This is a genomic window from Paraburkholderia sp. GAS448, assembly GCF_050435685.1.
Taxonomy (GTDB): domain Bacteria; phylum Pseudomonadota; class Gammaproteobacteria; order Burkholderiales; family Burkholderiaceae; genus Paraburkholderia.
Genome location: NZ_JBNDKT010000004.1, coordinates 14,268 through 27,539 on the forward strand (window position 1 = coordinate 14,268; position 13,272 = coordinate 27,539).

The window sequence follows — 13,272 nt, forward strand, 5'->3', positions numbered from 1 at the left end:
ATATCCCCGGTACAGGGGTCGCTTGACCCCTGTACCGATCGAAGCAAGCTTTATCGCAGTCAGCCTGCGCCGTTAAACGCGCAGTCCCCCTGTTTCCCGATCGCCGCGAACCTTTGTGAGCCGCCTCCCGCGCCTCGCACGGGGACGCTTACGCCTGCGATCCGCAAGGAATGGCACCATCATGAACTCGACGCCCACTCTCAGCGCCACCCCGGTGGCCCGCAACACGGCCGCGACGGCAAAGAAGCCGGACGAATTCGTCCGCATCGAAAACGTCGTGAAGAAATTCGGCGACAGCACCGCTGTCGACAACGTCAACCTGACGATCGCGAAGAACGAACTCTTCGCGCTGCTCGGCAGCTCCGGTTGCGGCAAGTCGACCCTGCTGCGCATGCTCGCGGGACTGGAGACCGCGACCTCCGGCAAGATCTTCGTCGATGGCGAAGACCTTGCCTCGCTGCCGCCCTACCGACGGCCCGTGAACATGATGTTCCAGTCGTACGCGCTGTTTCCGCACATGAGCGTCGAAGCCAACGTGGCGTTCGGCCTCAAGCAGGAAGGCACGCCGAAGAACGAGATCCGGGAGCGTGTCGCCGACGCGCTCCACCTCGTGCAGATGAGCAAATACGCGCAGCGCAAGCCGCATCAGCTGTCGGGCGGACAGCAGCAGCGCGTCGCGCTCGCGCGTTCGCTGGTCAAGCGGCCGAAGCTGCTGCTGCTCGACGAACCGATGTCCGCGCTCGACAAGAAGATCCGCCAGAAGACCCAGCTCGAACTGGTCAACATTATCGAGAAGGTCGATGTCACCTGCGTGATGGTCACGCACGATCAGGAAGAAGCGATGACGATGGCCAGCCGCCTCGCCGTCATGAGCGAAGGCCGCATCGTGCAGATCGGCTCGCCCAGCCAGGTCTATGAATTTCCGAACAGCCGCTTCTCGGCCGAATTCATCGGCTCGACCAATCTGTTCGAGGGCTTCGTCGTGGAAGACGAGCCTGATCACATCTTCGTCGAAAGCGAAGACCTCGAAACGCGCATGTACGTGAGCCACGGCATCACCGGGCCGCTTGGCATGCCGGTGGGCATCTCGGTGCGCCCGGAGCGCGTCAGGGTGTCGCGCGAGCGTCCCGCCTCGCCGCACAACTGGGCGCGCGGCGTGGTCTCCGATGTCGCCTACATGGGCAGCTATTCGCTCTATCACGTGCGCCTGCCCAGCGGCAAGACCGTGATGTCGAATCTCTCCAGTTCGTACCTGATGAACGAAGGTGCGCCCGCCTACAACGACGATGTCTTCGTCTCCTGGTCGCCCGCAAGCGGCGTGGTGCTGACGCAATGAGAACGCCTGCCCCCACCTCCGTGCTGCCTGGTGCAGCCCCCGCGAATCCGCGCTTCGTCGCGCTGCGCGCGTTTTTCTCGCGCTGCGTGCCCTCTGGCCGCACGAGCGTCATCGGCGTGCCTTTCCTGTGGCTGACGGTGTTCTTCGCGTTACCGTTCGTGCTCGTGCTGAAGATCAGCTTCGCCGATCTGCGCATGGGCATTCCGCCCTACTCGGAGCTCGTGACCATCAAGGACGGCGTCGTGCATTTCGCCATCCAGCTGAGTCACTACCTGTTCCTGCTGCAGGACGACCTGTATATCGCGACCTATATCAGTTCGCTGAAGATGGCCGCGGTCTCAACCATCTGCTGCCTGCTGATCGGCTACCCGATTGCGTACTACATCGCGCGCTCGGAACCGCAGACACGCAACCTGCTGATGATGGGTGTGATGCTGCCGTTCTGGACGTCGTTCCTGATCCGCGTCTATGCGTGGATCGGCATTCTGAAAGACGACGGTCTGCTCAATCACACACTGATCTCCATCGGCCTGATCCACTCGCCGTTGCGGCTGTACCACACTGATATTGGCGTCTATATCGGCATGGTCTATTCGTACCTGCCGTTCATGGTGATGCCGCTTTACGCGCACCTCGTGAAGATGGACCTGACGCTGCTCGAAGCCGCGTACGACCTCGGCGCGAAGCCATGGACCGCCTTTACCCGCATTACGTTGCCGCTGTCGAAGAACGGCATCATCGCGGGCAGCCTGCTGGTGTTCATCCCGGCGGTGGGCGAGTACGTGATTCCTGAGCTACTGGGTGGCGCCGACACGCTGATGATCGGCCGCGTGATGTGGGATGAGTTCTTTAACAACATGGACTGGCCAATGGCTTCCGCGGTGACGGTGGCGATGGTGTTGCTGCTGCTGGTGCCGATGGCCGTCTTCCAGTACTACCAGGTGAAAGAGCTGGAGGGCGCAAAATGATCAAGCCAAACAAACCCCTTTCCGCCGGTGTGCTGACGCTCGGGTTCCTGTTTCTTTACATCCCGATCATCAGCCTCATCGTCTATTCGTTCAATGAATCGAAACTCGTCACGGTCTGGTCGGGCTTCTCGCTGAAATGGTACGCGGCGCTGCTGCAGGACGATGAACTGCTGACCGCCGCCTGGCTGTCGCTCAAGATCGGCTTGCTGACCGCGTGTGCGTCGGTCGTGATCGGCACCTGGGCGGGCTTCGTGCTCGCGCGCTTCGGCAGGTTTCGCGGCTTTACGTTCTTCGCCGGGATGATCAACGCGCCGCTCGTGATTCCCGAGGTGATCCAGGGCATCTCGCTGCTGCTGCTGTTCGTCGCGCTTGAACAGATGCTCGGCTGGCCAAGAGGCCGCGGCGTGCTGACGATCTGGATCGGCCACGTGATGCTGTGCGTGTCCTACGTGGCGATCATCGTGCAGTCGCGTGTCAAGGAGATGAACCGGTCGCTCGAGGAGGCTGCGCTCGATCTTGGCGCCACGCCGCTCAAGGTGTTTTTCCTGATCACACTGCCGCTGATCTCGCAGGCGCTGATGTCGGGCTGGCTGCTGTCCTTCACGCTGTCGATCGATGACCTCGTGCTGTCCGCGTTCCTCTCCGGCCCCGGCTCCACGACGCTGCCGCTCGTCGTCTTCTCGCGCGTGCGTCTCGGCCTGAATCCTGAAATGAATGCCCTTGCAACCATCTTTATTGCTGCGGTGACGATCGGGGTGATCGCCGTCAACAAGTGGATGCTGGCCCGCGAGCGCAAGCGCACCCGTGACATGCAGATGGCCTTCGCCCAGGCCGAACCGGCCGATGCCAGTCCCGCAGTACCGCAACCCGCCACCGTACGGCAATCACTAGATACGGCAAAAGCATAAGAAGTTCTTTGCAATACGACCAACAAGGAGAAATTTGCATGAGAAAGAAACTCATCTGTCTGCTAGTGGCGGGGAGTCTGCCTGGCCTTGCCATGGCAGATGCCACTAGCGACCAGATCAAGGCGCTGCAGGAGGAACTCCACGCACTGCAAAAAGAAGTGAAGCAACTGCGCGCGGAAGTAGCCACCAGGCCGAAGGCTGCCGCAACCGCGGCGGCCCCGGTGGCGCCTGTCGCCGCGCCGGTCGCGGCAGCGCCGGTGGACGTCACTTCGCCTGACTACGGCAAGGCTCAGGCCACGCTGACCAACGACGACGTCACGGCGATGAAGCAGCAGATCGCGAACCAGCAGTTGAAGGTCGATTCGCTTGAAGATGCGGCCAACACCGGGCCGATCGCAGGTCTTTCGGTGACGGGCTATATCGATCCGACCTACGTCTACAACCGTGCGCAAAGCTCCTCGTCGTTCCTGTTCGCGAACCACGAAAACGTCTACACCTACTACAACAGCACGTTCGGCGACCTCTACCTCGACATCAAGAAGACCTTCGGCGTAGGCCCGATGGCGCCGTCGGCGGAAGTCACGCTGATGCCGAACCGCGGCAACGGCATCACGTTGCTGCAGAATTCGCACGGCCAGATCGGCAACAACATCCTGAACACGGCCGTGGTCAACGTGCCGATGACGGCGGAAGCGACCTTCGTCGCCGGTTTGATCCCGAGCTTCGGCGGCTACGAAGTGCAGCAGTCCAACCAGATGCTGACGCTGACGCACAACCTGCTGTATGACTTCTCCGATCCGGGCAGCTACGTCGGTATCGGTGCCAACTACACGAAGGGTAACTGGGCTTCGAAGTTCTTCCTCGGCAACGAGCAGTACCGCACGTTCGGCTCGATCACGCAGACGGGTGTCAATGCGTTGGGCGACCCGATCACGACCAGCAACAAGGTGCCGACGTTCACGGCGCGGACGGACTACACGTGGTCGAGTGCCCTGGATATCGGCGGCTCGTTCAACATTGGCCGGCAGACGCTGCCGAGCGCGTTCAACGCGGCGACGAACACTACCGCATTCGGTGTCGGCGGCCAGGCGCCGAGCGCTTACGGCACGTTCCTGTTCGGCGAGGTCGACCTCACGTATACATTGGCGGACGTGCAGTACAACGCCGAAGTCGACTACGGTCAGCAGGACCATGCGGCCTTCAACGGCGGCCAGGCACAGTGGTACGGCATCTCGCTGCTCGCCCACCGCAAGTTCAACATCGATGGCATCGGGCGGATGGGTGCAACGCTGCGCTATGACTACCTCGGCGACAGCAAGAACGGCGGCGGTGGCGGTGGCATCGCGCTGAACTCGAACGGCATGGATACCGCCAACGGCTTCGGCATCGGTGCTGACTGTCTTGCGAACTCGCAGGCGAACGGCGGCCTCGGCTTCGAATGCAAGGGCGCGAACCGTCAGGACGTAGCACTCGATCTGTTGTTCTATCCGACCCAGCAGATCCAGGTCAAGGTGGAATATCGCCACGACTGGGCCAACAACAGGGTGTTCCTGCGTAACGACGGCTCGTACGGCAAGTCCAACGACCTGCTCGCCACGCAGTTCATCTACTCGTTCTAACGCTGCACGCCGAAACATCGCGCCTGCTGTTCAGGGCGTGATGTTTCGGCCAACCCTGCCCTTCCTGCCTATGCTCAGGCTTTCGAATCAGCCCCATGCCGCGTCGTACTACGCGGCCACCGTCAACGACACAACCCGCCATCCAGCGCTCGACGATTCCATCACGGTGGACGTCTGCGTGATCGGCGCCGGCCTGACCGGCATCTCCGCCGCGCTCAATCTCGCTGAACGCGGCCATTCCGTCGCGGTGCTCGAAGCATCGAAGGTCGGCTGGGCCGCGAGCGGTCGCAACGGCGGCCAGTTGATCGGCGGCTTCGCGTGCGACATCGATACCTTCGCGAAGTACCTGCCCGCCGACGACGTAAAACGCGTCTGGGATATGGGCCTGGAAACACTCGATATCGTCCGGGAGCGGGTCGCGAAACACCAGATCGACTGCGCGCTGACCCCCGGTTACCTCACTGCGGCGAACAAGCCGCGGGACGTCGAAGCGTTGCAGCAATGGCGCGACGAAGCCGCAAAGCGCTTCGGCTACGACCGCTTTCAGTACGTGGACGGCAACGCGATGCCGCACTATGTGCAATCGTCGCGCTACCTGGGCGGATTGTTCGACCCGGACAGCGGTCATCTTCATCCGCTCAATTACACGCTCGGGCTCGCTCGCGCCGCCGTCGCTGCTGGCGCGCGCGTCTTCGAAGACAGCTGCGTCACCACACTGCGCGCCGAAGGTGGGCGGCACGTCGTCGAAACCGCCCGCGGCAAAGTGCATGCGAAGTTCGTTGTGCTTGCATGCAATACGTATCTCGGCTCGCTTGCGCCCGCCGTCGCGCGCAAGATCATGCCGGTCGGCACCTACGTCGTGGCGACCGAGCCGCTCGATGAAGTGCGCGCCAACGCCTTGATGCCCGCGCAGGCTGCGGTCTGCGACAGCCGTTTCGTGCTCGACTATTTCCGGCCATCGAAGGATCGCCGTCTGCTGTGGGGCGGCAAGGTCAGTTACTCGAAGCTCGCGCCGCGAAATCTCGCGCAGGCCATGCGCGGCGACATGCTGAAGACCTTCCCGCAACTCGCCGATGTCAAAATCGACTACGCATGGGGCGGTTTTGTCGACATCACGATGAATCGGGCGCCGCATTTCGGACGCCTTTCGCCCACCGTCTACTTCGCGCAGGGCTTCTCGGGGCACGGCGTCAACACGACGGGGCTCGCGGGCAAGCTGATCGCCGAAGCGATCGACGGGCAGGCGGCTCGCTTCGATCTCTTCGGCAAGATCCCGCACCGCGATTTCCCCGGTGGCGATACACTGCGTACCCCTGCCCTCGTGCTCGCGATGGCCTGGTATCGGATGAAGGACCTGCTGTGATGACCAACGACAGTCTCGACCGCCGCGCCGACGCACTCGCGCGCGACTCTTACTACGAAGCGACAGCCAGCCGGCCGCACGCGGACGACCCGATGCTCGATGGCATCCACGAAGCCGACGTCTGTGTGATCGGCGCGGGTTTTGCGGGCCTTTCCGTTGCGCTCGAATGCCGGGCTCGCGGCATGTCGGTGATCGTCGTCGACGCGCATCGTCCGGGCTGGGGCGCATCGGGACGCAATGGTGGCCAGACGCTCGTCGGTTTCGCGAAAGATGAAGTCATTGAAAAACAGCTCGGCCTCGACGGCGCGCGCGCCGCGTGGGCCATGTCGGTCGAAGGCGTGGCGCTCGTGCGCGAACGAATCGCGCGCTACGGCATCGACTGCAATTTCACGCCCGGCTATCTGGCCGTTGCGACGAAGCCCAAGCGCGTGCCGGATCTGCGCGCGTGGATGGAGGCCGCTTCGTCCCGCTGGGGCTATGGGAATCTGTCATGGCTCGACACCGACGCGATACGCGCGCGCATTGCGTCGCGCAACTATCTCGCGGGCGTCTACGATCCGCTTTCGGGCCATCTGCACCCGCTCAAATACTGCCTCGGTCTCGCCGATGCGGCGCGGCTTGAAGGCGCGCAGCTCTTTGCGCATTCGCCGGTGCTGGAAGTGGTACGCGGCTCGCGCCCCGTCGTCCGCACCGCGACGGGAGAAGTGCGCTGCCGCTTCGTCGCTGCCTGCGGCAATGCAACACTCGGCGACGTGCTGCCCGCCGAAGTCGCTTCGCGCATCGCGCCGATCGCATCCTACATCGTCGCGACCGAGCCGCTCGGCCGCGAGCGCGCAAATTCGCTGATAGCGGGTCGCGCCGCCGTGTGCGACAACAATTTCTTTCTCGACTACTACCGTGTCTCCGCCGACCATCGCCTGCTGTTCGGCGGCCGCGCCAGTTCCACCGGCGCATCGCCCGTGCAGCTCGGGGAAGAAATCCGCCAACGGATGACGGGCGTCTTTCCGCAACTATCCGATGTCAAGGTCGAATTCGCGTGGGGCGGCTTTGTCGATGTCACGCGCAATCGCGCGCCGGATTTTGGTTCGATCGATTCGAACTACTACTACGTGCAGGGCTTTTCCGGACATGGTGTGGCATTGACCGGCATTGCCGGGCGCGTCGTCGCGCAGGCGATGGCGGGCGAGACCGGCGCCTTCGATCTCTTTGCGAAACTAAGGCACGCGCGCTTTCCTGGCGGCCCGGCGTTTCGCGGCCCGGCGCTCGAACTCGGCATGCTGTATCACCGGATTCGCGAACTGTTCTGAGCGGCGGCCAGTGTGACAACAACAACCAGGGCGCAATCGAGGCACAATGGTTCGCTGCCAGCGGCAGCAGCATGACGCTTGCCGCAGGCCTTCATGGACCGTTTCCTGACGATACGCCAATGACTACCCAACTGACCTCCGCCATAGCGTCGAAATTCGCTGCGCTGGCGCTCGACCACCTCACGCGCGAGTATCCGAACAAGCTCACCCACTCGCTTGCCGGTGCGCAGGATGTGCAGGGTCCGCGCGCGCTCCATCCGGTCTTTTACGGCAGCTACGACTGGCATTCGTGCGTGCACGGCTACTGGCTCGTGCTGCGCCTGATCGACCGCTATCCCGACCTGCCTGAGGCGGATCGCATCATCGCCGTTGTCGAAGCACATTTCACGGACAGCAATGTCGCCGGCGAACGTGCGTATCTGGATCTGCCCCACAATCGCGGCTTTGAACGGCCGTACGGCTGGGCCTGGCTGCTTGCGCTTGCCGCGCAGGTGCAGTCGATGAAACTGCCGCAGGCCGAGCGCTGGACGCAAACGATCGCACCGCTCACGGAGGCCTTCGTCGAGCGCTTCGAGGAGTTTTTGCCGAAGGCGACCTACCCGCTGCGCGTCGGCACGCACTTCAACATGGCGTTTGCACTGGCGCTATCGCTCGACTTCGCGCGCCAGACCTCACGCGATTCGCTCGCTGGCCTGATCGTCGAAACGGCGAAGCGCTGGTATCTGAGTGACGCGGGGTGCCAGGCGTGGGAGCCGGCCGGCGACGAATTCCTGTCGCCGTCGCTGATAGAAGCCGAGTTGATGCGCCGCGTGTTGCCGCCGACGGAATTCGTCGAGTGGTTCAGCCGTTTCCTGCCTGACGTCGCCCGACGCGAACCGGCCACGCTATTCCTGCCAGCCACCGTCACCGATCGCAGCGACGGCAAGATTGCGCACCTCGACGGCCTCAATCTGAGCCGCGCGTGGTGCCAGCGATCGATTGCGCGTGCGCTGCCCGATGGCGATGCGCGTGTCGCCGTCCTGCGCGAAGCGGCGGACACGCATCTGAGCGTGGCACTCGCGCACGTCGCGGGCGACTACATGGGCGAACATTGGCTCGCGACCTTTGCGCTGCTTGCGCTGGAAGCGTAGCAAAGCAAAGGCGGACGGTCCCAGCCTGGGGCGTCCGCCTGTCCGGCTGCGCGATGCGGCTACCGGGTGCTAGCGCGAAATCGTCTCCAGCGCCCGCCCTTTGGTGCGCGGACCCAGCAGACCGATCGCGGCCATCACGATCAGCATCGCACCGGCAATAAAGACGAACACGCCCGTCGAACCGAATTCCTTCAGCACGGCGGCGATCAGGAACGCGGTGAATATCGCCGAAAAACGGCTCCACGAGTAAACGAAGCCCACCGCCCTCGCCCGAATACTCGTCGGATACAGTTCGGTCTGGTACGCGTGGTAGCTATACGAAATGATATTGCCCGCGAGCGTCAGGCACACACCGAGGCTGACCAGCAACACCGCATTCGACACCTGACTGAACCACAACCCGCACACCACGTTGACCGCGGCCATCACGACGATCACTGTCTTGCGCTCGAAGCGGTCGGCGATGAAAAGGCCGATGATCGGCCCAAGCGGTGCGGCGATGGCGATGATGCTCGAATACATCAGGCTCGTCGTGATCGTAATGCCCTGCTTGATCAGCAACGTCGGCACCCAGTTCGCGAAGCCGTAGAAGCCGACGGTCTGGAACACGTTGAAGATCACCAGCATCAGCGTGCGCGAACGGTACGGCGGCACCCACATGTCGCGGAAGTTGCCTTTGGCGGCCACAGGCAGCGCCTTTTCCGGCTGCGGCAGCGGACGGCCGTACTCGGCCTGCACTTTGGCTTCGAGCACGCTCATCACGCGGTCCGCTTCGTCGAGCCGCCCCTGTTGCGCGAGCCAGCGTGGGCTCTCAGGCAACTGACGGCGGATCCACCAGACGAACAATGCGCCGTGCGCGCCGATCAGCACGACCCAACGCCAGCCGTCGAGGCCGAACGGCGCGCGCGGCACCAGCAGGTAGGCAAGAAACGCAACCACGGGCACTGCGGTGAAGCCCACTGCCTGCTCGCACGCGAATGCCCGACCGCGAATCTGCTTCGGCACCAGTTCGGAAATGTATGTGCCGATCGTGACGAGTTCGACGCCAATGCCGACGCCTGCCACGAAGCGCCAGAGATTCAGGCCGGGCGCGGTCTGCTGGAACGCCATGATGACATTGGCCACCGTGTACCACAGCAGCGAGTACGTGAAGATCGCGCGCCGGCCGAAGCGGTCGGCGAGAAAGCCACAGGCGATCGTGCCGATGAAGAGCCCCGAGAACAGCGCGGCAATGAAACTCGCGATGCCAGTCGTGCCGAACAGACCATGCGTGGTCGCGGTCAGCAGCCCGCTTTTGACGAGGCCCGGCGCGACGTAGCCGGTGTAAAGCAGATCGTATAGCTCGAAAAAGAAGCCGAGGCTCAGCAGCACGACGAGCTTCCAGATGGAGCGCGTCGCCGGAAGGCGGTCGAGGCGCGCGGAAATGCTGCCCGCGTCGATGCGGGTATCGGTCTGTGCGCCAGCCGTCGCGGCAGGCGTTCGGGAGGCTGCCGCGCGTGCAACGCTGCCGCCCTGTTCGGGGGATGCCATTCGTTGTCTCCATTGTGAGGCCGGTCTCGTGCCGGCTTCCCATGTCACGCGTGCCACGACAGACATGCTGGCCGGGACACAAGGCCCGGCCAGCATTCTAGCGGTGTGCGCTCTTCAATTGTTCGAAGGTGGCGATTTTTCCAGCCAGCGCACTGGCCGCGACCGTGTACGGACTCGCCAGCCACACGTTGCCCGGCCCCGACCGTCCGGGAAAATTGCGATTGATCGCGCTGATCGTGACTTCATCGGCAGAGGAAGACTGGGCCGGCCCGCAGTTTGCGCACGATCCGCAACCCGGCATCACCAGGGTCACACCCGCACGCTCGAAAACAGGCAGATACCCGCGTTCCTCGCAATAGCGCCGCACCTCCATCGTGCCGAACTGCAGGAACAGGCGCGTGCCCTCCGGCACCGACAAGCCGTGCTCGACGCCCCAGCGCAGCACCTCGTGATAGAAGTCGAAGTCTTCGCGCTTGCCGGCCGTGCAGGAGCCGCCGTAAGCGATATCGATGGCGACGTCGCGCTCCAGTTGCGGCGCCGGGATCCCGTTGCCGGGATCGCCCGGGCGCGCGAGCATCGGCTGGATCGCGCCCGCATCGAGGCGGATCGTGTCGCGATACACCGCGCCCGGATCGCTTTTCATCCAGCCTTCAAGTTCGACATCCACGCCCCGCCGTTCCTTGAGGAACGCGATGGTCTGTTCGTCCGGCTCGACGATGCCGGTGAAGCCGCCCAGTTCGGCGACCATGTTGGTGAGCGTCGCGCGCTCGTCGATCGACATCGCACGCACCGCCGCGCCGCCGTATTCGAACACGAGGCCGATCGCCCCGCCTGCGCGGATCGAATCGAGTTGCAGCAGATACAGCACGACGTCCTTCGCTGTCACGCCAGCGCGCAGCGTGCCGTCGATCTCGATGCGCAGCGTCTCCGGCACCTTGCAGCGCACGTAGCCCGTCACCCAGCTGTTGGCGATATCCGTTGCGCCCGCACCGAACGCGAGGCAACCGAGCGCGCCGGAATGCGGCGTGTGCGAATCCGTGCCGGTCACGATCTGGCCCGGCAACGCGTACTGTTCGGCCATCAGCGCATGACAGATGCCTTCCGAACCCGGCACGCCATCCAGCGCGCCGTGCGAGCGCACCGGATAGTCGCGCGAGAAGGACGTATGCCCTTCCATCAGGTTCGCGACGCCGGGCAACAGGCCATCGCGCAGGTGCGGAATGCTCTGTGCGGCAAGCACCAGATGGTCCTGAAACGCGATCACGTGATCGGGCGCAAAGAGTGGCGCCGGTTTGCCGAACGCGCGATGCATCAGATGCGCGCACATGCCGGTGAAGTAGTCGTGACTGAAACGCCAGTCGGCCGCGACAAACACGCCGTCACCACGTTCAGCCCGCTTGATGCCCGGATGCAGATGGCGCTCGATGATTTTTTCGACCAGTGTCTTCGGCTGGCTGTTCGCGGCTGTGCGGTGCACATCGCTGCGCACGCGCGGCGCGGGCCAGTCGGCGAATTTGCTGTAGGCGAGCAGGCCGCCGCTGCGGATGATCTGCTGCGTGAGGGCGTCGCGTCCTTTGAGGAATTCGTCGATCGGCACCGCCTCGCCCGCGATCAGGCGGTCGAGCACCGAGAAATCCGTGGTCGTCAGAATGCCGATGTTGTCGCAGTTCTGCTGATAGATGCGCTCGAAGCTTTCCGCCACGATGAGCCGGATCCCTGCCGACAGTTCCGCCAGCGGACTCGATTCGCGCGACGACCCCTTGCCGTAACGCTTGCCCGCCACCGTGACCTGAAAACCGCCGTTGCGGATGTCGTTGCGTCCGATCGGCAACTGGTCGCCCGCCTTGAAACCGACGTAGGGAAACTGGCCGAGGCGCTCGTCGTACGTGAGCATCACGGTAACCGGGGTGATTTCGTCGGTGGAAACGTTGTCGCGCAGTGCGCCAGCCGCGTCGAGCGTCAGGTTTTTGCCGGCCAGTTGGGTCCTGACGGCAGCGGGATCCCGCGAGAGGTACAGCACGCGGCCGTCGAGGCGAATCGTATCTTCCATGTGGCTTTTCTCCTTGAAGCCACTATAAGCGCCCACGGCGCGACACCGAAGTGCTGGTTCGACAGGCCAGCCTTCTCGCTTTGCGAGGGTTGGGGGCCGTAACGAGACCTGCCGCGTTCGATACGCCCGGGATGCGCAAGCGCTGCCCTGCTATCCCCGCTCCGCCAGAAACCTGACCAGTTGCGCGGCGCTGGCCGTCAACTGATCGCGGCTGCGGAACACCAGCACCAGTTGCCGCGTCGCCCATGTGTCGCGCAGCGGCAGCAGCCTCACATCCAGCGCGTTCACGTAGAGCTGTCCCACCTGCTCCGGCACCACCGCAATACCCAAACCCACGTGCACCATGCGGCACAGCGCATCGAGACTGCTCACGCGAATCTTCACATCGAGTGTGCGTCCCGCCTGCGCGGCCTGTTGCGCAAGCAGCCGCGTCAAGGCGCTCTCGCTGCGCAGGCCCACAAAGCTGTCGTCGAGCACGTCGGCAAACGCGACGGTCTGTGCCCCCGCCAGCCGATGAGTACGCGGCACCATGAGCGCCAGCCGGTCCGCGCGATACGGCTCCTGCCCGAACGCGTCGACACCCGCCACCGGGTTGCAGATACCGAAGTCCGCGCCGTGTTCCTCGACGATGCGCAGCACCTCCGAGCTGTTTTCCTCCTCCAGTTCGATCGACACATCCGGGAACACGCGGGTAAATGCCGAGATATCTTCCGGCAGGAACTGCACGATCGACGAGAGGTTCGCCACGACCCGCACGCTCCCCTTCGCGCCTGAAGAGAACCGCGACAGCTCCGCGCTCATCTGTTCGATGTTCGCGATGATCGTTTGCGCGTAACGCAGCACGGTTTCGCCTACCGGTGTGACCGTCACACCGCGCGACTGCCGCTGGATCACGGGCAGGCCGACCAATGTCTCGATCTCCGCGATGCGCCGGCTGACGGCAGACGAGGCGATGAATTCGCGCTCCGCGGCACGGGCAATGTTTTTTTCCTGGCAAACCGCAACGAAGAGGCGTAGCGACGTCAGATCGAGTTTCTTGAGGAGGTTTTCCATGACTGTTG

General features: G+C 63.6%; 10 protein-coding genes. 7 read left to right on the forward strand and 3 right to left on the reverse strand.

What is annotated here, in order from left to right:
• Window positions 1–181 precede the first annotated feature (181 nt).
• The 7 genes from P3T23_RS08845 (at window position 182) to P3T23_RS08875 (ending at window position 8,631) form a co-directional block, all read left to right on the forward strand.
• Window positions 182–1,336: an ABC transporter ATP-binding protein gene (locus P3T23_RS08845; RefSeq protein WP_429315802.1), complete on the forward strand. Its 1,155-nt coding sequence runs from the start codon at window positions 182–184 to the stop codon at window positions 1,334–1,336.
• Window positions 1,333–2,304 carry an ABC transporter permease subunit gene (locus P3T23_RS08850; RefSeq protein WP_429315803.1) on the forward strand — a complete coding sequence of 324 codons (972 nt, stop codon included), beginning with the start codon at window positions 1,333–1,335 and terminating at the stop codon, window positions 2,302–2,304. Before P3T23_RS08845 ends, P3T23_RS08850 begins: the two co-directional genes overlap by 4 nt.
• Window positions 2,301–3,212, forward strand: coding sequence for an ABC transporter permease subunit (locus tag P3T23_RS08855; RefSeq protein WP_429315804.1), 912 nt, complete (start codon window positions 2,301–2,303; stop codon window positions 3,210–3,212). Before P3T23_RS08850 ends, P3T23_RS08855 begins: the two co-directional genes overlap by 4 nt.
• A 38-nt stretch (window positions 3,213–3,250) precedes the next feature.
• A complete protein-coding gene (locus P3T23_RS08860; protein ID WP_429315805.1) occupies window positions 3,251–4,831 on the forward strand; it encodes a DUF3138 family protein in 1,581 nt (526 codons plus the stop codon).
• Window positions 4,832–4,901: 70 nt separating this feature from the next.
• Window positions 4,902–6,194, forward strand: a complete 1,293-nt coding sequence (locus P3T23_RS08865) for an NAD(P)/FAD-dependent oxidoreductase (RefSeq protein ID WP_429316214.1) — start codon at window positions 4,902–4,904, stop codon at window positions 6,192–6,194.
• Entirely contained in the window at window positions 6,194–7,501 is a 1,308-nt protein-coding gene (locus P3T23_RS08870; protein WP_429315806.1) for an NAD(P)/FAD-dependent oxidoreductase, read from the forward strand. The genes P3T23_RS08865 and P3T23_RS08870 overlap by 1 nt, the downstream gene beginning before the upstream one ends.
• A gap of 119 nt (window positions 7,502–7,620) precedes the next feature.
• Window positions 7,621–8,631, forward strand: coding sequence for a DUF2891 domain-containing protein (locus P3T23_RS08875; protein ID WP_429315807.1), 1,011 nt, complete (start codon window positions 7,621–7,623; stop codon window positions 8,629–8,631).
• A gap of 69 nt (window positions 8,632–8,700) precedes the next feature.
• On the opposite strand, the gene P3T23_RS08880 is transcribed toward P3T23_RS08875, so the two are convergent.
• The 3 genes from P3T23_RS08880 to P3T23_RS08890 all read right to left on the reverse strand — a co-directional run bounded on the left by P3T23_RS08880 (window position 8,701) and on the right by P3T23_RS08890 (window position 13,264).
• Entirely contained in the window at window positions 8,701–10,161 is a 1,461-nt protein-coding gene (locus P3T23_RS08880; protein WP_429315808.1) for an MFS transporter, read from the reverse strand.
• A 97-nt stretch (window positions 10,162–10,258) separates the two neighbouring features.
• Window positions 10,259–12,211 carry an aconitase family protein gene (locus P3T23_RS08885; protein ID WP_429315809.1) on the reverse strand — a complete coding sequence of 651 codons (1,953 nt, stop codon included), beginning with the start codon at window positions 12,209–12,211 and terminating at the stop codon, window positions 10,259–10,261.
• A 150-nt stretch (window positions 12,212–12,361) separates the two neighbouring features.
• Window positions 12,362–13,264 carry a LysR substrate-binding domain-containing protein gene (locus tag P3T23_RS08890; protein WP_429315810.1) on the reverse strand — a complete coding sequence of 301 codons (903 nt, stop codon included), beginning with the start codon at window positions 13,262–13,264 and terminating at the stop codon, window positions 12,362–12,364.
• Between the last annotated feature and the right edge of the window lie 8 nt (window positions 13,265–13,272).

What these genes read in the sequence shown, in the direction of transcription:
- P3T23_RS08845 (WP_429315802.1), top strand. Translation starts at nt 182, where the DNA reads ATGAACTCGACGCCCACTCTCAGCGCCACCCCGGTGGCCCGCAACACG.
- P3T23_RS08850 (WP_429315803.1), top strand. Translation starts at nt 1,333, where the DNA reads ATGAGAACGCCTGCCCCCACCTCCGTGCTGCCTGGTGCAGCCCCCGCG.
- P3T23_RS08855 (WP_429315804.1), top strand. Translation starts at nt 2,301, where the DNA reads ATGATCAAGCCAAACAAACCCCTTTCCGCCGGTGTGCTGACGCTCGGG.
- P3T23_RS08860 (WP_429315805.1), top strand. Translation starts at nt 3,251, where the DNA reads ATGAGAAAGAAACTCATCTGTCTGCTAGTGGCGGGGAGTCTGCCTGGC.
- P3T23_RS08865 (WP_429316214.1), top strand. Translation starts at nt 4,902, where the DNA reads ATGCTCAGGCTTTCGAATCAGCCCCATGCCGCGTCGTACTACGCGGCC.
- P3T23_RS08870 (WP_429315806.1), top strand. Translation starts at nt 6,194, where the DNA reads ATGACCAACGACAGTCTCGACCGCCGCGCCGACGCACTCGCGCGCGAC.
- P3T23_RS08875 (WP_429315807.1), top strand. Translation starts at nt 7,621, where the DNA reads ATGACTACCCAACTGACCTCCGCCATAGCGTCGAAATTCGCTGCGCTG.
- P3T23_RS08880 (WP_429315808.1), bottom strand. Translation starts at nt 10,161, where the DNA reads ATGGCATCCCCCGAACAGGGCGGCAGCGTTGCACGCGCGGCAGCCTCC.
- P3T23_RS08885 (WP_429315809.1), bottom strand. Translation starts at nt 12,211, where the DNA reads ATGGAAGATACGATTCGCCTCGACGGCCGCGTGCTGTACCTCTCGCGG.
- P3T23_RS08890 (WP_429315810.1), bottom strand. Translation starts at nt 13,264, where the DNA reads ATGGAAAACCTCCTCAAGAAACTCGATCTGACGTCGCTACGCCTCTTC.